Source organism: Streptomyces sp. NPDC085937 (assembly GCF_044540535.1).
Taxonomy (GTDB): Bacteria; Actinomycetota; Actinomycetes; order Streptomycetales; family Streptomycetaceae; genus Streptomyces.
The window spans coordinates 224,811-240,993 of record NZ_JBITSH010000008.1 but is presented as its reverse complement, the minus strand read 5'-3'; the positions used below and the strand labels follow the sequence as shown (position 1 = coordinate 240,993).

The window sequence follows — 16,183 nt, the reverse complement described above, 5'->3', positions numbered from 1 at the left end:
GCGGCCAACGGTGGTCGCGGTGCACGCGGCGGAGATCCTCCGTGTGCGCCCCTGACCTTGGACATGCCCCGCCCGGAAGGGGTGTACGCGCGTGCCCGCACTTGTGCTGCTCGGTGCTCAGTGGGGTGACGAAGGCAAGGGAAAGGCGACGGACCTTCTCGGTGGTTCCGTCGACTATGTGGTGCGCTACCAGGGCGGCAACAACGCCGGCCACACGGTGGTCGTGGGCGATCAGAAGTACGCCCTGCACCTGCTCCCTTCCGGGATTCTCTCCCCCGGCTGCACGCCGGTCATCGGCAACGGTGTCGTCGTCGACCCGTCGGTCCTGCTCTCCGAGCTGAGCGGTCTGAACGAGCGCGGCGTCGACACGTCCAAGCTCCTGATCAGCGGTAACGCCCACATCATCACGCCGTACAACGTGACGGTGGACAAGGTGACCGAGCGTTTCCTCGGCAAGCGCAAGATCGGGACCACCGGCCGGGGCATCGGCCCGACCTACGCCGACAAGATCAACCGGGTCGGCATCCGGGTGCAGGACCTCTACGACGAGTCGATCCTCACCCAGAAGGTCGAAGCCGCCCTCGACGTCAAGAACCAGATGCTCACCAAGCTCTACAACCGGCGCGCGATCGCCGTGGAGCAGGTGGTCGAGGAGCTGCTGGGCTACGCGGAGAAGCTGGCCCCGTACGTCGCCGACACCGTGCTGGTGCTGAACGAGGCGCTGGAGCAGGACAAGGTGGTCCTCTTCGAGGGCGGCCAGGGCACCCTGCTCGACATCGACCACGGCACGTACCCCTTCGTCACCTCGTCGAACCCGACCGCGGGCGGCGCCTGCACGGGCGCGGGCGTGGGCCCGACGAAGATCAGCCGGGTCATCGGCATCCTGAAGGCGTACACCACCCGTGTCGGCGCCGGCCCGTTCCCGACGGAGCTGCTCGACGAGGACGGCGAGGCGCTGCGCCGCATCGGCGGTGAGCGCGGTGTCACCACCGGCCGTGACCGGCGCTGCGGCTGGTTCGACGCGGTGATCGCCCGCTACGCCACCCGCGTGAACGGCCTGACGGACTTCTTCCTCACCAAGCTCGACGTGCTCACCGGCTGGGAGCAGATCCCGGTGTGCGTGGCGTACGAGATCGACGGCAGGCGCGTCGAGGAGCTGCCGTACTCGCAGTCCGACTTCCACCACGCGAAGCCGGTCTACGAGATGCTGCCGGGCTGGAGCGAGGACATCAGCAAGGCGAAGTCCTTCTCCGACCTGCCGAAGAACGCCCAGGCGTACGTCAAGGCGCTGGAGGAGATGTCCGGCGCCCCGATCTCCGCGATCGGCGTGGGCCCGGGCCGTGACGAGACGATCGAGATCAACTCGTTCCTGTAGGCCTGTAGGCCTGTAGGCCTGTCGCCGAGTGCACCGGCGCCCGCGCGGGCGCCGGTGCACGGGCATAGCCTGACGCTGTACCCCGCGTGCATCGACGTGGAAGAGGGTGAGTGCGATGCGCGTGATGCTCAAGGCGACGCTGGACACGGAGAAGGCGAACGAGGTCATCCGCAACGGGAAGATGCCCGAGCTGATGAAGGAGACCATGGAGCGGCTCCACCCCGAGGCCGCCTACTTCGGTCCGCTCGGCGGCCGCCGGACCTGCCTGCTCGTCCTCGACCTCGAGGACAGCTCTCAGATCCCGCCCACCGGCGAGCCGTTCTTCTCACTGTTCGACGCCGAGGTCGAGATGACCCCGGTGATGAACGCCGAGGACCTGCGGAAGGGGCTCTCCGAACTGCGGTGACGCTCAGCTGAAGACGATCATCGAGCCCTGGGCGAGGCTCCGCGTCGCCGCCGCGTGCAGACCCAGCCACACGTGCCGCTCGCGGGCGAAGGGGCTGGGGTCGTACGGCGCGGGCACGGCCGGCTCCTCCAGTTCGGTCGGGGCTCCCGGCGGCTCGGGCGCGGCCGGCGGGTTGGCCGGGTCGATGCCGATGGACGGGGCGACCAGCTCCAGTTCCCGCAGCAGCGTGTGCGAGGACCCCAAGGGGCCGCCGCCCGCGAGAAGTTCGTCGCTGGACAGAGGGCTCGGGAAGTCGACGGGCACATAGGCGCCGGCGTGGTCGTAGTGCCAGACCAGGTGCGACTGCTGGGCCGTGGACTCGAACATCTCCAGCAACTGCTCGTAGTCGCCGCCCAGTTCGTCCACCGGGGTGACCGGGAGGCCGCAGACCTGGAGCAGGTACACGCGCCGCAGGAAGTGCAGGGCGTCGTAGTCGAATCCGGCGACGGGGGCCACCTCGCCGGTCAGCCCCGGCATGTACTGGTACACCGGCACCGGCGGGAGCCCCGCGTCGGCGAGCACCGTGTTGTACTGCGCGAGTTCGTCGGCGAAGGGGTTGTCGGGCGTGTGGCACAACACGTCGACGAGCGGTACCAGCCACAGGTCACAGGCCAAAAGAGGACTCCTCGCATCGCGCGGTCGTCGGGTGGGACGTCCGGGTCGGGACGGGGGCGGGACGGGGTCGGGACGTGGTCAGGGAAGCGTATCGGCGTCCCGTGCGGGCGGATCCTCCTGTGCGGGCCGTCGTACGGGTCCCTTACCCGCCGCGTCGGCCGTCAGCCCCTCGACGAGGGAGAGGGAGTACGCGGTGTACGCCTCCAGGATCACCCGGGCGGCGTCGACGTCGCGGCGGGACAGGGCGTCGACCAGTTCGGTGTGCTCGGCCCACAGCCGCCCCCGCGGGTCGGGCAGCTTCCGCAGGTGCTGCACCACGTACACCCACATCTGCACGCGCAGCCGGTGCAGGAAGTCGGTGAGGTACGGATTGCCGAAGGCGGACGCCAGTTCGCGCCAGAACCGCAGGTCGTAGCCGATCAGCACGGTGACCTCGCCGGCCTGGGCCGCGCGCCGGGCCTCCTCGCCGCGCCTGCGCACCCCGGCGAGCAGCGCGGCCAGCCGGGGCTCCCCCGGCCTGAGATGCGGCAGGTCGTCGTGGACCAGGGCGTGGAACATCCCCTCGGTCACCAGGCTGCGCGCCTCGATCATGCCGCGGAAGTCGTCGGCGGAGTACTCGTGCACCCGGAAACCCCGGTGCTGGTCGGCGTCGAGCAGGCCCTGCGCCGACAGGTCGACCAGTGCCTCCCGCACGGGCGTCGCGGACACGCCGTACTGGTCGGCGATCTCCTTGACGGTGAACTCCTGCCCCGGCTGGAGCCGCCCGGCCAGCACCTCGTCACGGAGCGCGTCGGCGATCTGCTGCCGCAGGGTGCTGCGGGTCACGGCGACGTTGCCGCTGAGGCGGGGCATGGTCGGGGCGTCTCCCTCATCGCGTTCGAGTGGCGTGCTCGCAAAAGTCCACGGGCAGGCCACCTTACGCGGTTCAGGCGCGGCGCCGGATGTTCGAACGGGCGCGAGGGGAGACCCCCTCGCGCCCGCCGGAGGACCGGTGACTCAGCCGGTCACCTCACGTGTTCGTCGGCCACCGCGAGAGCCGTGTCCAGGGCCGCCAGCCCCTCCTTCAGCTCCGCCTCGCTCGTGTTGAGCGGCGGCACCACATGGGTGCGGTTCATGTTCACGAACGGCCAGAGGCCGGCCTTCTTCGCGGCGGCGGCGAAGGCCGCCATCGGGGCGTTGGCCTCGCCGGACGCGTTGTACGGCACCAGCGGCTCCCGGGTCTCCCGGTCGCGCACCAACTCCACCGCCCAGAACATGCCGGTGCCGCGCACCTCGCCCACGCTCGGGTGGCGTTCGGCCAGCTCCCGCAGGGCGGGGCCGACGACGGACGCGCCGAGGGAGGCGGCGTTCTCGACGACGCCCTCCTCCTCCATCACGTTGATCGTCGCGACGGCGGCGGCGCAGGCCAGCGGGTGCCCGGAGTAGGTCAGGCCGCCCGGGTAGGGGCGGGTGGCGAAGGTGGCGGCGATCTCCGCGGAGATGGCGACACCGCCCAGCGGGACGTAGCCGGAGTTCACGCCCTTGGCGAAGGTCATCAGGTCGGGCACGACGTCGTACAGGTCCGCCGCGAACCACGTGCCGGTGCGGCCGAACCCGGCCATCACCTCGTCCAGCACCATGACGATGCCGTACTTGTCGCACAGTTCGCGGACCCCGGCGAGGTAGCCGGGCGGGGGCGGCATGATGCCGGCGGTGCCCGGGACGGTCTCCAGGATGATCGCCGCGATCGTCGAGGGCCCCTCGAAGGCGATCGTCGTCTCCAGGTGCTCCAGCGCCCGCGCGCACTCCTGCTCCTCGGTCTCGGCGTAGAAGCGCGAGCGGTAAAGGAACGGCGCCCAGAAGTGCACGACCCCGGCGGTGCCGCTGTCGGAGGGCCACCGGCGCGGGTCGCCGGTGACGTTCACGGCCTGCTGGGTGCCGCCGTGGTACGAGCGGTACGCGGAGAGGACCTTGGGCCGGCCGGTGTGCAGCCGGGCCATGCGCAGGGCGTGCTCCACGGCGTCGGCGCCGCCGTTGGTGAAGAAAATCTTGTCCAGGTCGCCCGGGGTGCGCTCCGCGATCAGCCGGGCCGCCTCCGAACGCGCCTCGATCGCGAACGCGGGCGCGAACGTCGTCATCCTCGCCGCCTGCTCCTGGATCGCGGCGACGACCTTGGGGTGCTGGTAGCCGATGTTCGTGTAGACGAGGCCGCTGGTGAAGTCGAGGTAGCGGCGGCCGTCGTAGTCCCAGAAGTACGACCCCTCCGCCCCGGCGACGGCGAGCGGGTCGATGAGCTCCTGCGCGGACCAGGAGTGGAACACGTGCGCACGGTCGGCGGCCTTGACGGCCGCACCGGTCTCGGGGTTGGGCTGAGGGGTCATGCGCCCGAGGGTAGGGGGGACCGGCGGGGGAGCGACATCGGCGGCCTGTCTGCGGTCGGCGGCTTTCCGCGACAGGTTGTCGACACGGGGGCGGGTGACCCCGAGGGCATGTGTTGACAGCCTCCTGTCATCATGACAGGCTGTTGTCATAGATCGGCAGAGGTCAACAAGAGACGTCGACTCCAGGGAGCGGTCATGACCCGCAAGCCCGTGCATCTCGCCCTCTACGACACCTGGGCCGACTGGGAGACCGGTCACGCCACCGCGCACCTCGCCCTCGCGGGCCACGAGGTCCGCACCGCCACCCCCGGCGGACGGCCCGTCACCAGCATGGGCGGCCTCCGCGCCCTGCCCGACATCCCGCTGGAGGAGCTGCGTCCCGAGGACAGCTCCCTGCTGATCCTCCCCGGTGCCGCCGCCTGGGACGAGGGCGACGACCTCGCCCCCGTCGCCCGCACCGCCCGCGCCTTCCTCGACGCGGGCGTCCCGGTCGCCGCGATCTGCGGAGCCACCGCCGGACTCGCCCGCGCGGGCCTGCTCGACGACCGCGCCCACACCAGCGCCGCCGCCCCCTACCTCGCGGCGACCGGCTACGCGGGCGCCGACCGGTACGTCGAGGCGGACGCCGTCACCGACGGCGGCCTCGTCACCGCGGGACCGACCGAACCGGTCGCCTTCGCCCGCGAGATCCTCACGCTGCTCGGCGCCTACGACGACAAGGCCGTCGACGCCTGGTACCGGCTGTTCCACGACTCCGACCCGGCCGCGTTCGCCGAGTGGACGCAGGCGGCGGGGCGGTGAGCCGGGAGGAACAGGACCTGCTCAGCCGGGGCGCGCTCGGCGCCTTCCGGCTGAACGGCCAGTTCCTCGCGGTCGCCGAGGAACTGGCCCGCCCCGCCGGGCTCACCGCCGCCTGGTGGCAGGTGCTGGGCGCGGTCCTCGGCGAACCGCTGCCGGTGTCTGGGATCGCCCGGGCCATGGGTATCACCCGGCAGAGCGTGCAGCGCGTCGCCGACCTGCTGGTGGAGCGCGGCCTTGCCGAGTACCGGCCCAACCCCGCCCACCGCCGCGCCAAACTCCTCGCCCCGACCGGGGAGGGCCGCGCGGCCGTCCGCCGGATCGACCCCGGGCACGCGGCCTACGCGGGGCGGCTCGCGCGCGCCTTCGGAGAGGCGTACGGACCGGAGGGGCTCGCGGAGGCGGTGCGCGCGCTGGAACGCCTGTCCGAGGTGCTCGACACCCTCGGCCCGCCTGTTACGGAACCGTAGAGGTCGCCCAGCTCACCGGGCACCGCGCCGCCACTATCCTCGATCCGTTGCTCACTGCGGGGGGAAGGCGGCGCAGCGATGGACAAGCTCGGGATCGGGGACCCGCAGAGGATCGGGGCCTACCGGCTGCTCGCACGGCTGGGCGCCGGCGGCATGGGCCAGGTCTATCTCGCCCGGTCCGACCGGGGACGCACGGTCGCCGTGAAACTGGTCCGCGAGGAGCTGGCCCGGCAGGAGGAGTTCCGCGCCCGCTTCCGCCAGGAGGTGCGGGCCGCCCGGCAGGTCGGCGGCTACTGGACGGCACCGGTGCTGGACGCCGACACCGAGGCGGCCGTGCCGTGGGTCGCCACCGGGTACGTCGCCGGGCCGAGCCTCCAGCAGGTGGTGGGCCACGACCACGGGGCGCTGCCCGAGCGGTCGGTGCGCATCCTCGCCGCCGGACTCGCGTACGCCCTGAAGGACATCCACGCGGCGGGGATCGTCCACCGCGACCTCAAGCCGTCCAACGTGCTGGTCACCATCGACGGGCCGCGGGTCATCGACTTCGGCATCGCCCGGGCGCTGGAGACCGTGACGGACGGCGGGCTCACCCGCACCGGGGCGCTCGTCGGCTCGCCCGGCTTCATGGCGCCCGAGCAGGTGCGCGGCGACCGCGTCACCTCCGCCTGCGACGTCTTCTGCCTCGGCTCGGTCCTCGCCTACGCGGCGACCGGCGTGCTTCCCTTCGGCACCGCCAACAGCGGGGTGCACGCCCTGATGTTCCGCATCGCGCAGGAGGAACCGGACCTGGAGCAGGTGCCCGGGGGGCTCGCCGAACTGGTACGGGCGTGCCTGCGCAAGGACCCGGCCGCGCGGCCCACGCTCGACGAGGTGCTGGCCCGCACGGGCGCGGAGGACACCGTCGCCGACGGCCGCTCCCGCGACCCGTGGCTGCCCAGCGCCCTCGTCGCCCAGCTCGGCCGCCACGCGGTACGGCTGCTCGACGCGGAGGACCCGGAGGCGCCGGCCGGTGCGGGGCCGGGGGAGCCGGGGGGTGTGGGGGCGCCCGCTCCTTCCGGGACGCCCGGTGCCACGCCCGAGCACGCCCGCGCCGCCGACGACTCCGCCGTGCCGCCGCCCGACGCCTCCGCCCCGCCCCCGCCGGGACAGCCCGGCGTGAACCACCTGCCCACGGTCGTGGTCGGCCCGGGCCACCCCGCCCCGCCCCCGGGACCGGCGCCGGGCGGCGCGTACGGCCACCCGCAGCCGCACCCCCAGCCGCCCCCGTACGGCCATCCGTACGGCGGCCACGGCCCGGGCGGGACCCCGCCGTACGGGCCGCCGCCCTTCACCGGGCACCCGCAGCCGTACGGTCCGCCGCACGATCCCCGCCGGGACGGCCGGTCCACCGCGCTCCTGGTGGTGATCGCGCTGGTCGTGGCGCTCGCCGCGGGCGGCACCGTGTACGCGCTGATGAGCGGTACCGAGGGCGGCCACCGCGCGGGCGGCGACCCGACGACGCCGTCCGCACCGGACAGCGAGCGACGGAACACCGGGGGCCCGGCGACCACCGACGACGGCCGGCCGTCCGAGGGCGGGGAGCCGAGCGGTGACGACCCGGCGGACGGGACGGTCCCCACGGAGTTCCTGGGCAGCTGGTCCACCGCCATCGACAACGACAGCGGGCACCACAGCCGCCGGCTCACCGTCCAGCAGGGCGAGGTCGGCGACACGGTGATGTCCCTGGTGGCCGACGGGCCCACCGGCAGCGGCTCCTACCACTGCGTCTTCGAGGCGCCTCTCACCGGCGCCTCCGACGGCCGGCTGCGGATCGGCCCGTCCACCGTCACCGTCGGCGAGCCGGGCGCCTGCACGCCCGGCTCCTCCAGCGAGATCACCCTGCTGCCCGACGGCTCCCTGCGCCGCGTGAGCAGCGGCACGGGCGAGCAGCTGACGTACACCCGCGACTGACCGTCGCGAGCGCCCGGGCCGCGGCGCACCGCACGGTCAGCCGATGTCGAAGGCCATGTCGGTCACGTACCACCCGTCGTCGAGCTTCGACGACTGGATACCGACCTTGAGCTGCCCCTTCTCCAAGCCCGTGGAGTTGGACAGGATGACGTCCTCCAGGGTCCGGCCGTCGATCGTGATCTCGTCGGCGGCGTAGCGCGCCTTGTCACCGTCGGCCGGTGCCCCGGTGACCTCCACGCTCGGGTTCTCCGTCCCGGAGGCGGGGGTGAACGATTCCTGGAACGCGCCGATGCTCTTCTGGATGCGCTTGCCCTGCGCCGAGTCGTCGGCGCAGGTCTCCTCGGAACCGGTGGTGGGCGGCGGGCCCTCCTCGCCCATCAGCAGGCACGCCTGCTTCACCTCGCCCTTGACGACAGCGGTGACCCACGCGGCGACCGTCGCCTCCGGCGAGGAGCGGTCCGGGTCGGACGAGGACGCCGGGGCGGACGCGGAGGGGGACTGCGGGGACGCCGAACTGCTCGTCGTCGCCTTGGCGTCGGCCGCGGGGCCGTCCTCGCCCGAACAGCCCGTGAGACCCGCGGCCGCCGCCAGCAGTCCCGCGGCCACCCAGCCCACATGCTTCGTTCTGTCGCTCACGCACACCGTCCCGGTCGTCACGTCGTCGTGTACGGCACCCCCTGTCACGGACGCACAGGGGGCACCGGTCAGATCTCGAAGACGCGTTCGAGGACGGGGTGGTTCCCCCGGGCTCAGGCCTGCTTGCGGCGGCGTATCAGCAGGAGGGCACCGGCCCCCACCACGAGCATCCCCGCTCCGCCCACGGCCAGCGGGAGGGTGCCGGAGTCACCGCCGGTCGCGGCGAGGTCCCCGGCGTCCTCGGTCCCGGCCGCGTCCTTCCCCCGGCCGCCGCCCTGGACCTCGGTGCCGTCGGGGAGCCCGTCACCCGCGTCGGTGTCCGTCCCCGTGTGCTCCGGAGCGGGGGCGGAGGTCTTCTCCGGGGTCTCCCCGGCCGTGGACAGCTCCTCGCCGTCGAGAGCGACCTCGACCTCGGCCCGGCCGTCACCGGACGAGACGACGGCCACCGACACCTCGCTCGCCCTGTCGGTGAGGGAGGTGAGGGCGTCCGCGTCGGCCGGGGCGTCGTTGCCGGCCGTCTTGTTCGCCTCGGTCGTGTCGATCAGCGTCGAGGCCCCGTAGTTGCCCTCGGGGACCCGGTAGGCGTGCACTCCCTCGATGTCCTGGTCGAAGGAGCCGGCCGTGTGGCGGTACTCGACGACGAGTCGGTCCTCGCCCATCGGGATGTCCAGGGCGCGGACGCCGTCGCCCTCGCCGTGCAGTGAACGCAGCGTGTACGTACCCGACTTGGTGACCTTCACCGTCTCGCCGTCGGAGAGCCAGCCGGCCCGGATCATCTCGGGCGCCGAGATGCCGGCCGCCGGACCGCCGCCGCCCATCATGGACTTGGCGCTCGTCCCGTCGGTCTCACAGGCGACCAGGTCCCCGTCGGTGCACCGGGAGCGGGTCTGGTGGCCGAGGCCCAGGTTGTGGCCGAACTCGTGCCCGACGACGCCGAGTCCGCTCGCGGTGCCGTAGAGATTGATCCAGGTGTAGGGGCCGGGCACGGAGCCGAGGCCCGCCCAGTCGCAGCCGGTCTTCTGCGCGGGGAAGACCATCGAGAGACTGTCGTAGTCCTCGCCGCGCACGAGCCCCTGCCCGGCCAGGGCCTCCTGCGTCAGGGTGTTGATCCTCAAGGCGTCGCAGCTCGCGGCCATCGGCAGCGTGACCGGCCCCGCGTACCGGCCGTCGACGGCCGGCACCACGCGGTACCGCCCGCGGGACAGCTCGGTGAAGAACGAGGCGAGCGAGTCCTTCTTCGCGCCGAAGTAGGTGTCCGGCGTGCTCTCCTCCACCGCGTCGGGGTGCTGGAAGGAACTGTCGGTGAACTCCACCAGGACCGGCAGCGTCCTGCGTTCCACCACGGCGTCGTCCGCGTGCGCCGGGGCGGGGAAGAGACCGGCGGTCAGCGCGGTGATGCCGGTGGCCAGGGCGATACGGCCCAGGGCGGTTGTCCTCATGGTCCTTGTCCTCTTCGGAAGTGGTTCGGGAAGTGCTTCCGGGAGGGAGGAGCCGGCCGTCCGACGGGCATCCCGCGACTTTGCGTGGTCTTTACCCGCCGAGCATGCGGGGTTCGAAGAGGAACCTCATGGAGGCGGAGCCGTAGTAGTAGCGCGTGGTCCCGATCGTCGGGGCGTGCCGCTGGTCCTTGTCCGCGCGAGCCCATTCGACGAGACCCAGGTAGCGGGTTCCGTCGGCGTCCCGCAGAGCGGCCTCGCCCTTCGTGGTGTCCGTCCACAGGTTCCACAACTGGCCGGCCTGTCCGGCGTCGCAGGGCCGCTGGTCCACCGGCGCGTGGTCCTGCGTACCGCCCGACCGCGTCAGGCACATCCCGGTCGCCTCGTTGAGGACCTGTGCGCGGGCGAGGTCTCCCGCGAACGGCTCCGCGAGCCGCCATTGCTGAGCCGCGGAACCGTCGCAGGCCGCCTCCACGGGCCGGACGCCGGAACGCGCCGCGCCCCCGGGGATCTCCATGCAGCCGCCGGTCGACACGAAACGCAGGGTGCTCGGCCCGCCCAGGACGGCCGGCCGGGGACCGGCGGACCCCACGGGCGACGACGACGCCGACGCGGGAGCGGACGGTGAGGGGGACGCGGTCGCCGACGGCGTCGGCGGCACCGGGAGAGCCTCGGACGACCGAGGAGCCGGGGCGGAGGACGGGGCGGTGCTCACCGTCGGCGCGGCCCCGCCTGGTTCCTCACCACCGCCGGGCCACAACGCCCAGCCGCCCAGCAGCACGGCCACCGCGCCGGCGGCCAGCACGCCGGCCTTCGCCCCGGTCGCCCCGCCGCCCGGGGCGGGCCCGGATGCCGTCGCCGCGGTCGCGCGTGCCTCCAGATAGGCGGGCCCGCCGAACAGCAGCACCGCCGCCGGCAGCACCGACCGCAACCGCCGGTCGATGTCGGTCAGTTCACGGACGGCCACGCGGCACCGACCGCACTGCTCCAGATGCCGCTCCAGGCGGACGTCCCGGCGCGGTCGGCGGGAGCGGCGCACCGCCGCGGCGAGACGCGCGCTGCACCTGCGGCACTCCTCGCTCGCCGCGCCCTGCTCGGCGTGCGCGGCGAGATAGGCCTCCCGCAGTCCCTCACGGGCCCGCGCCGTCAGGGAGGCCACGCCGCTGGGAGTCAGTCCCAGCAACGCCGCCACCTTCGCCGCGGGTTCGTCCTCCACGACGGCGTGCCAGAGCACCGCCTGCCACCGCTCGGGCAACGCCCGGAACGCCGCCGCGACCAGCCCGCCCTCCTCGGCGCGCACCGCCTGGCTCTCCCCGCTCCGCTCCTCACCGGCCGGGTCCCGGCTCAGCTGCCGCGCCGTGTCCTGCAGCCAGTCACCGAACTCGGGGGTGAGCTCGACCTGCCGCGCCCGGTCCGCCCACCGAGCCGCGGTGTGCCGGACCACGGCCAGCAGATACGGGCGCCACGCGTGGACGGGGCCTTTGCCGGCGCGTACCGCCTGCACCGTGCGCGTGAACGCCTCCGACGCGAGGTCCTCCGCGGTGTGCGGGTCACGGCAGCAGGTACGGGCGTAGGCGAGCACGGCATCGGCGTGACGGCGGTAGAGCTCCTCGATCGCATCCGCGTCGCCGCCGTCGCGCACGGCCGCCGTCAACAGCGCGTCCGTCCGCCCGCTCTGCTCCCGGTCGGTCATGGCCCCGCACCCGCTTCACATCCACACGAAGATCAAGCCGCAGTCTGACAGACCACCTTCCCTACCCCACCCGCCGGCGGGGCGCTGCCCTGCCCCCCGCCGCCTGCGGGCAGTCGTGCCGCTGGGGGCTGGTCGCGCAGTTCCCCGCGCCCCCGCCGCCTGCGGGCAGTCGTGCCGCTGGGGCGGCACGGGTGGGCGCGGGCGGCATCCCGGAAGCGCCGGGCCGCGCGAACACCCCCCGCCCCGCACCCGCACCGGCGCTAATCCACGCACCGTACGAACACCCCCGGCCGGCGCCGATCAACGCACCGTGTGCCCCGCCCCCCCGGCGGAGCCCTCAGCGGGTCTCCGGCGGCCGCTGCCGCGGCATGTTCGGCCGGGCGCCGTTCGGCGGCGACGGGAAACGCCCGGCCGGAACGGCACCCTCCGGCCGCCCCGCCCCGGCCAGCGCCGTCCGCACCCCCAGCGGCGCGCCCCCGCTGCGGAACTCCATCATCCAGTCGGCGGTCTCGACCCGGACCAGCTCCGTCACGTCCTCCGTGAAGCGCCGCAGCACCGTCAGACAGCGCTCCGCCGCCTCACCGGCCGTGCCCTCCGCGGGGCCCAGCACCTCGCGGACGCACTCCGACGCCCAGTCGAACTGGAACGCCTGCAGCCGTCGATGCACGGCCTGCACGGTCGCCACGTCCCGCATCCAGCCGGACGTCATCCCGAAGAACCGGTCGCCCGCCACACACGCCACGGCGAGCAGCAGCGCCAGGTACCCCCAGGGTGTGACACCGTCCGCCGCCCCGGTCAGATCCAGCAGCGGCAGCGCGGCCCCGGTCAGCGCGCCCACCGCGGTGCCGGCCCGCAGTGCCCACGCACAGCGCCGCTTCCACGCCCGGTCCGCCAGGTACCAGGCGGCCGTGTCCAGCGCCCCGCGCTCCACCCACCGGTACAGCTCGTCCAGCCGCACGGCCGGCTCACCCCAGTCCCCGAGCGGGAACGCCCGCCCGCCGGGGTCGCCGGACCACGGTCCGGCCGCGCCGTCGCCCCGCCCGTCGTGTGGCCGACCCTCGGGCTGCATCTCCGGCTGAACCACCCGGTATCTCCCCTCCTGAACCGACCTGGCCGGCCCCGCGCCCACGCACCGTGCGCGCTCGGCCGGTCACGCGTGGTGCTCGCGCGCCGGGCCTTTCCTACCGCCCAACGGGTGGGCGCGTCGGGGGTTCGCGTCCTTTTACGCCCGGAAGGGGGCCGTGATCAGGTATAGGGCCCCCGAAGGGACTCACCCGAAAGAGTGCCGGGGCGACGGCTGTCCCGACCACGTAGGCTCGTGCCGAGCGGTGCGTCCCCTCGCACCCGGACCGACGGACCGACCTAGGAGCTGAATCGTGATCCCCGGTGGTGGCCAGCCCAACATGCAGCAGCTGCTCCAGCAGGCCCAGAAGATGCAGCAGGACCTGGCCAAGGCCCAGGAGGAACTGGCCAGGACGGAGGTCGAGGGCCAGGCCGGCGGCGGTCTGGTCAAGGCGACCGTCACCGGATCCGGCGAACTGCGGTCGCTTCGGATCGACCCGAAGGCGGTGGACCCGGAGGACACCGAGACCCTCGCGGACCTGGTCGTCGCGGCGGTCCAGGCGGCCAACGAGAACGCCCAGACGCTGCAGCAGCAGAAGCTCGGCCCGCTCGCCCAGGGGCTCGGCGGGGGCGGCATCCCCGGCCTCCCCTTCTGAGCGAGGTCACCGGCCGGGGCCCCGCGGGCCTTCGGGGCTTCTAAGCGGGGCCGCAGGCCTCTACCGTACGTAGTGAAGGAACACCAGGAAGGACGGCAGTCCGTTGTACGAAGGCGTGGTCCAGGACCTCATCGACGAGCTGGGGCGGCTGCCCGGCGTCGGTCCCAAGAGCGCGCAGCGGATCGCCTTCCACATCCTGCAGGCGGAGCCCACGGACGTACGGCGTCTGGCGCACGCGCTGATGGAGGTCAAGGCGAAGGTCCGCTTCTGCGCGACCTGCGGGAACGTCGCGCAGGAGGAGCAGTGCAACATCTGCCGCGACACCCGCCGCGACCCCGCGGTCATCTGCGTCGTGGAGGAGCCCAAGGACGTCGTGGCGATCGAGCGCACCCGTGAGTTCCGGGGCCGCTACCACGTGCTGGGCGGCGCGATCAGCCCGATCGACGGGGTCGGCCCCGACGATCTGCGTATACGAGAACTGCTGGCCCGGCTGGCGGACGGCACCGTGACCGAGCTGATCCTCGCCACGGACCCCAATCTCGAAGGCGAGGCCACGGCCACGTACCTCGCCCGCATGATCAAGCCCATGGGCCTGAAGGTCACCCGCCTGGCCAGCGGCCTCCCGGTGGGCGGCGACCTGGAATACGCGGACGAGGTGACCCTCGGCCGCGCCTTCGAGGGGAGACGACTCCTAGATGTCTGACGCCACGCTGCACGCGACGCACCAGAACCCGGACGACTTCGCGGTACAGATCGCCGATCAGATCGAGAGTTTCCTGGTCGCCGTCGCCGAGGTCGCGAAGGGCGACGAGCCGGACTCGGCCGTGCCGTTCCTCCTCCTGGAGGTCTCCCAGCTGCTCCTGGCCGGCGGCCGCCTGGGCGCCCACGAGGACATCGTCCCCGACGAGCGCTACGAGCCCGACATGGGCCCCGAGGCCGACGTCGACGAACTCCGCGAGAACCTCGCCCGGCTCCTGGAGCCGATCGACGTCTACTCCGAGGTCTTCGACCCCTACGAGCCCCGCAAGGCCCCGGTCCCGGCCCGCATCTCCGACGACCTCACCGACGTCATCACCGACCTGCGCCACGGCATGGCCCACTACCGCGCCGGCCGTACGTCGGAGGCGCTGTGGTGGTGGCAGTTCTCCTACTTCTCCAACTGGGGCTCCACGGCGTCGGCGACGCTGCGCGCCCTGCAGTCGGTCGTCGCGCACGTCCGCCTGAACCAGCCCCTTGCCGAGCTCGACGGCCTCGACACCGACCAGGGCATCGGCGACGACACCCTCGAGTTCGAGGCGGGCAAGGTCATGGCCGAGGAGATCGGCACCCCCCTGGGCGTGCGTCCGGTCACCTGAGGGGCCTTCGAGTCACCTGCGAGGCCTTCGAGCCGGCGGTGCTCGACGTCCCGCCGCGCCCGTCAGCCCCAGGGCGGCCCCTCGTTGATCCCGAACAGCACGGACATCAGCACCAGCAGCCCCAGCGGGACGACGACGAACGCCGTCTCCGGCCGTTCCCTGCGTAGCGCCTGCCACCCGAGCGCGACGAGCGGTCCCGACAGCCCCCCGGCCATCAGCGCCCACCCCGCCCCACGGCTGCCGGCCACGTTGAACGCGACGAACGCCGCCAGGACGAACAGCGCGGGAGAGGCCCACAGGTGCCGCAGCGCCTGCGGAGCTTCGACGTTGCTCATCGATGTGTCTCCTTCCGCCCCGCGGGGCGGTGCGCCGTCCCCCCGGCACGGCGCACCACCCCCACGCGACGAGTCCCGGTGTCTCAGACGAGGCCGCGGATGTACGTGTACAGCTGGTACTGGGCCTCGGCGCCGGCCGCGACCCAGGCGATGCGCACCGGGTGGTACCAGGGCAGGCCGTCCATGTAGGAGCGGAACTTGCCCCAGTTCGACTTGGCGGCCTTGACCGCGCCGCTGTACACCTTGCCGCCGTGCTTCTTCAGCAGGTTGAACAGGGCCTTGGCGGCACCGCCGACGGCCCCGCGGGCCTGGACCTCGGTGGCAGTTCCGTCGGCCACGGCACGCAGGGACGTGGTGTCCCGGGCGTTCAGTCCGGCGGAGACGGCCGGGTCGGCGAGGAGCGCCCGGGCCTGGGCCGCGGTGAGGGCCGGCGCGGACGAGACCGCCGCGGGGGCCGAGGCGGTGGCTTCCGCGGCCTGCGCCAGGCTCGCGCCCGCCCCGACCGCCAGGACGGCAACGGCCGAAACAGCGGCCAGACGCGGAGTAGTGCGGGTCATGTACGATCTCCCTTGTGTTCAATCACAAGGGGAGGAAGCCCAAAAGGGCGACCTGGACTGGCGTGGAAACCGAAATGGTCCCCCCGCGGACTTCTTCCCCCGATTAATGTCCCCTCCGACCGCCACGTCACTTCGTGACGGCGGTTCCGGCGTCCAACCCGGCTGGTCAGGCCAGGTGTTCGACGCGGCAGGAATGTAACACGGGGGGTGATCATTTCGCCAATGGCTGTTTTCTGTCCGCCTGTTCGCGGAATCATGTATTTCAGTTTTGAATTCAACGTCCGGGGTTTGTCGGCAGCCCCCTCGATTTCCCCGCGCTTCCGCAGGTCGCCCTCCCTGAGCCCGTGGGTGTCGGCCTCGACACCGTCCCCGGAGGATCTTGCCGACCGAAAACGGTCGCACCGCAGTGTGACGCGGGGCACTTTTCGAGTGGCTGGGCT

The 16,183-nt window shown here is 72.9% G+C and carries 17 protein-coding genes; 8 read left to right on the top strand and 9 right to left on the bottom strand.

Going from position 1 to position 16,183, the window contains the following annotated elements:
- Nucleotides 1-91: 91 nt before the first annotated feature.
- Nucleotides 92-1,375 carry an adenylosuccinate synthase gene (locus tag ACIF8S_RS19280; RefSeq protein ID WP_215213272.1) on the top strand — a complete coding sequence of 428 codons (1,284 nt, stop codon included), beginning with the start codon at nt 92-94 and terminating at the stop codon, nt 1,373-1,375.
- Nucleotides 1,376-1,490: 115 nt separating this feature from the next.
- A complete protein-coding gene (locus ACIF8S_RS19275) occupies nt 1,491-1,781 on the top strand; it encodes a hypothetical protein (RefSeq protein WP_349795248.1) in 291 nt (96 codons plus the stop codon).
- 3 nt (nt 1,782-1,784) lie between these two features.
- Here ACIF8S_RS19275 and ACIF8S_RS19270 read toward each other — a convergent pair whose 3' ends face one another.
- From ACIF8S_RS19270 to ACIF8S_RS19260, 3 genes are all read right to left on the bottom strand, one after another.
- A complete protein-coding gene (locus ACIF8S_RS19270; RefSeq protein WP_400000252.1) occupies nt 1,785-2,435 on the bottom strand; it encodes a hypothetical protein in 651 nt (216 codons plus the stop codon).
- Nucleotides 2,436-2,513: 78 nt separating this feature from the next.
- Nucleotides 2,514-3,287, bottom strand: a complete 774-nt coding sequence (locus tag ACIF8S_RS19265) for a GntR family transcriptional regulator (protein WP_400000251.1) — start codon at nt 3,285-3,287, stop codon at nt 2,514-2,516.
- 152 nt (nt 3,288-3,439) lie between these two features.
- Nucleotides 3,440-4,795, bottom strand: coding sequence for an aspartate aminotransferase family protein (locus ACIF8S_RS19260; protein ID WP_400000249.1), 1,356 nt, complete (start codon nt 4,793-4,795; stop codon nt 3,440-3,442).
- Between the two features lie 195 nt (nt 4,796-4,990).
- Here ACIF8S_RS19260 and ACIF8S_RS19255 point away from each other — a divergent pair, with 195 nt between their 5' ends.
- From ACIF8S_RS19255 to ACIF8S_RS19245, 3 genes are all read left to right on the top strand, one after another.
- Nucleotides 4,991-5,596 (top strand): type 1 glutamine amidotransferase family protein, encoded by a 606-nt coding sequence (locus ACIF8S_RS19255; RefSeq protein ID WP_400000247.1) that lies wholly within the window; start codon nt 4,991-4,993, stop codon nt 5,594-5,596.
- Nucleotides 5,593-6,063, top strand: coding sequence for a MarR family winged helix-turn-helix transcriptional regulator (locus ACIF8S_RS19250; RefSeq protein WP_400000245.1), 471 nt, complete (start codon nt 5,593-5,595; stop codon nt 6,061-6,063). Before ACIF8S_RS19255 ends, ACIF8S_RS19250 begins: the two co-directional genes overlap by 4 nt.
- Nucleotides 6,064-6,141: 78 nt before the next feature.
- The gene (locus ACIF8S_RS19245; protein WP_400000243.1) at nt 6,142-8,013 is read left to right on the top strand and encodes a serine/threonine-protein kinase; all 1,872 of its coding nucleotides are present in this window, start codon (nt 6,142-6,144) and stop codon (nt 8,011-8,013) included.
- Between the two features lie 36 nt (nt 8,014-8,049).
- Here the strand turns inward: ACIF8S_RS19245 and ACIF8S_RS19240 are convergent, their stop codons facing one another.
- The 4 genes from ACIF8S_RS19240 to ACIF8S_RS19225 all read right to left on the bottom strand — a co-directional run bounded on the left by ACIF8S_RS19240 (nt 8,050) and on the right by ACIF8S_RS19225 (nt 12,862).
- Nucleotides 8,050-8,649 carry a hypothetical protein gene (locus ACIF8S_RS19240; RefSeq protein ID WP_400000241.1) on the bottom strand — a complete coding sequence of 200 codons (600 nt, stop codon included), beginning with the start codon at nt 8,647-8,649 and terminating at the stop codon, nt 8,050-8,052.
- A gap of 113 nt (nt 8,650-8,762) precedes the next feature.
- Nucleotides 8,763-10,088 carry an LPXTG cell wall anchor domain-containing protein gene (locus ACIF8S_RS19235; RefSeq protein ID WP_400000240.1) on the bottom strand — a complete coding sequence of 442 codons (1,326 nt, stop codon included), beginning with the start codon at nt 10,086-10,088 and terminating at the stop codon, nt 8,763-8,765.
- 91 nt (nt 10,089-10,179) lie between these two features.
- Entirely contained in the window at nt 10,180-11,778 is a 1,599-nt protein-coding gene (locus tag ACIF8S_RS19230; RefSeq protein WP_400000238.1) for a sigma-70 family RNA polymerase sigma factor, read from the bottom strand.
- Between the two features lie 337 nt (nt 11,779-12,115).
- Complete coding sequence (locus ACIF8S_RS19225) at nt 12,116-12,862, bottom strand: SLATT domain-containing protein (protein WP_400000236.1); 747 nt, start codon at nt 12,860-12,862, stop codon at nt 12,116-12,118.
- A 292-nt stretch (nt 12,863-13,154) separates the two neighbouring features.
- On the opposite strand from ACIF8S_RS19225, the gene ACIF8S_RS19220 reads away from it, so the two are divergent.
- The 3 genes from ACIF8S_RS19220 (at nt 13,155) to ACIF8S_RS19210 (ending at nt 14,851) form a co-directional block, all read left to right on the top strand.
- Nucleotides 13,155-13,496, top strand: coding sequence for a YbaB/EbfC family nucleoid-associated protein (locus tag ACIF8S_RS19220; protein ID WP_400000234.1), 342 nt, complete (start codon nt 13,155-13,157; stop codon nt 13,494-13,496).
- Nucleotides 13,497-13,599: 103 nt separating this feature from the next.
- Nucleotides 13,600-14,199: a recombination mediator RecR gene (gene recR / locus ACIF8S_RS19215; protein ID WP_030863096.1), complete on the top strand. Its 600-nt coding sequence runs from the start codon at nt 13,600-13,602 to the stop codon at nt 14,197-14,199.
- Entirely contained in the window at nt 14,192-14,851 is a 660-nt protein-coding gene (locus tag ACIF8S_RS19210) for a DUF5063 domain-containing protein (protein WP_230228983.1), read from the top strand. The genes recR and ACIF8S_RS19210 overlap by 8 nt, the downstream gene beginning before the upstream one ends.
- Nucleotides 14,852-14,913: 62 nt before the next feature.
- Here ACIF8S_RS19210 and ACIF8S_RS19205 read toward each other — a convergent pair whose 3' ends face one another.
- The gene (locus ACIF8S_RS19205; protein WP_037640815.1) at nt 14,914-15,186 is read right to left on the bottom strand and encodes a hypothetical protein; all 273 of its coding nucleotides are present in this window, start codon (nt 15,184-15,186) and stop codon (nt 14,914-14,916) included.
- A gap of 83 nt (nt 15,187-15,269) precedes the next feature.
- Nucleotides 15,270-15,743 carry a hypothetical protein gene (locus tag ACIF8S_RS19200; RefSeq protein ID WP_400000232.1) on the bottom strand — a complete coding sequence of 158 codons (474 nt, stop codon included), beginning with the start codon at nt 15,741-15,743 and terminating at the stop codon, nt 15,270-15,272.
- Nucleotides 15,744-16,183 lie beyond the last annotated feature (440 nt).

Bases quoted from the DNA above. Each gene is read 5' to 3' on its own strand.
- ACIF8S_RS19275 (WP_349795248.1), top strand. From the start codon at position 1,491: ATGCGCGTGATGCTCAAGGCGACGCTGGACACGGAGAAGGCGAACGAG.
- ACIF8S_RS19265 (WP_400000251.1), bottom strand. From the start codon at position 3,287: ATGCCCCGCCTCAGCGGCAACGTCGCCGTGACCCGCAGCACCCTGCGG.
- ACIF8S_RS19260 (WP_400000249.1), bottom strand. From the start codon at position 4,795: ATGACCCCTCAGCCCAACCCCGAGACCGGTGCGGCCGTCAAGGCCGCC.
- ACIF8S_RS19255 (WP_400000247.1), top strand. From the start codon at position 4,991: ATGACCCGCAAGCCCGTGCATCTCGCCCTCTACGACACCTGGGCCGAC.
- ACIF8S_RS19245 (WP_400000243.1), top strand. From the start codon at position 6,142: ATGGACAAGCTCGGGATCGGGGACCCGCAGAGGATCGGGGCCTACCGG.
- ACIF8S_RS19235 (WP_400000240.1), bottom strand. From the start codon at position 10,088: ATGAGGACAACCGCCCTGGGCCGTATCGCCCTGGCCACCGGCATCACC.
- ACIF8S_RS19230 (WP_400000238.1), bottom strand. From the start codon at position 11,778: ATGACCGACCGGGAGCAGAGCGGGCGGACGGACGCGCTGTTGACGGCG.
- ACIF8S_RS19210 (WP_230228983.1), top strand. From the start codon at position 14,192: ATGTCTGACGCCACGCTGCACGCGACGCACCAGAACCCGGACGACTTC.
- ACIF8S_RS19205 (WP_037640815.1), bottom strand. From the start codon at position 15,186: ATGAGCAACGTCGAAGCTCCGCAGGCGCTGCGGCACCTGTGGGCCTCT.
- ACIF8S_RS19200 (WP_400000232.1), bottom strand. From the start codon at position 15,743: ATGACCCGCACTACTCCGCGTCTGGCCGCTGTTTCGGCCGTTGCCGTC.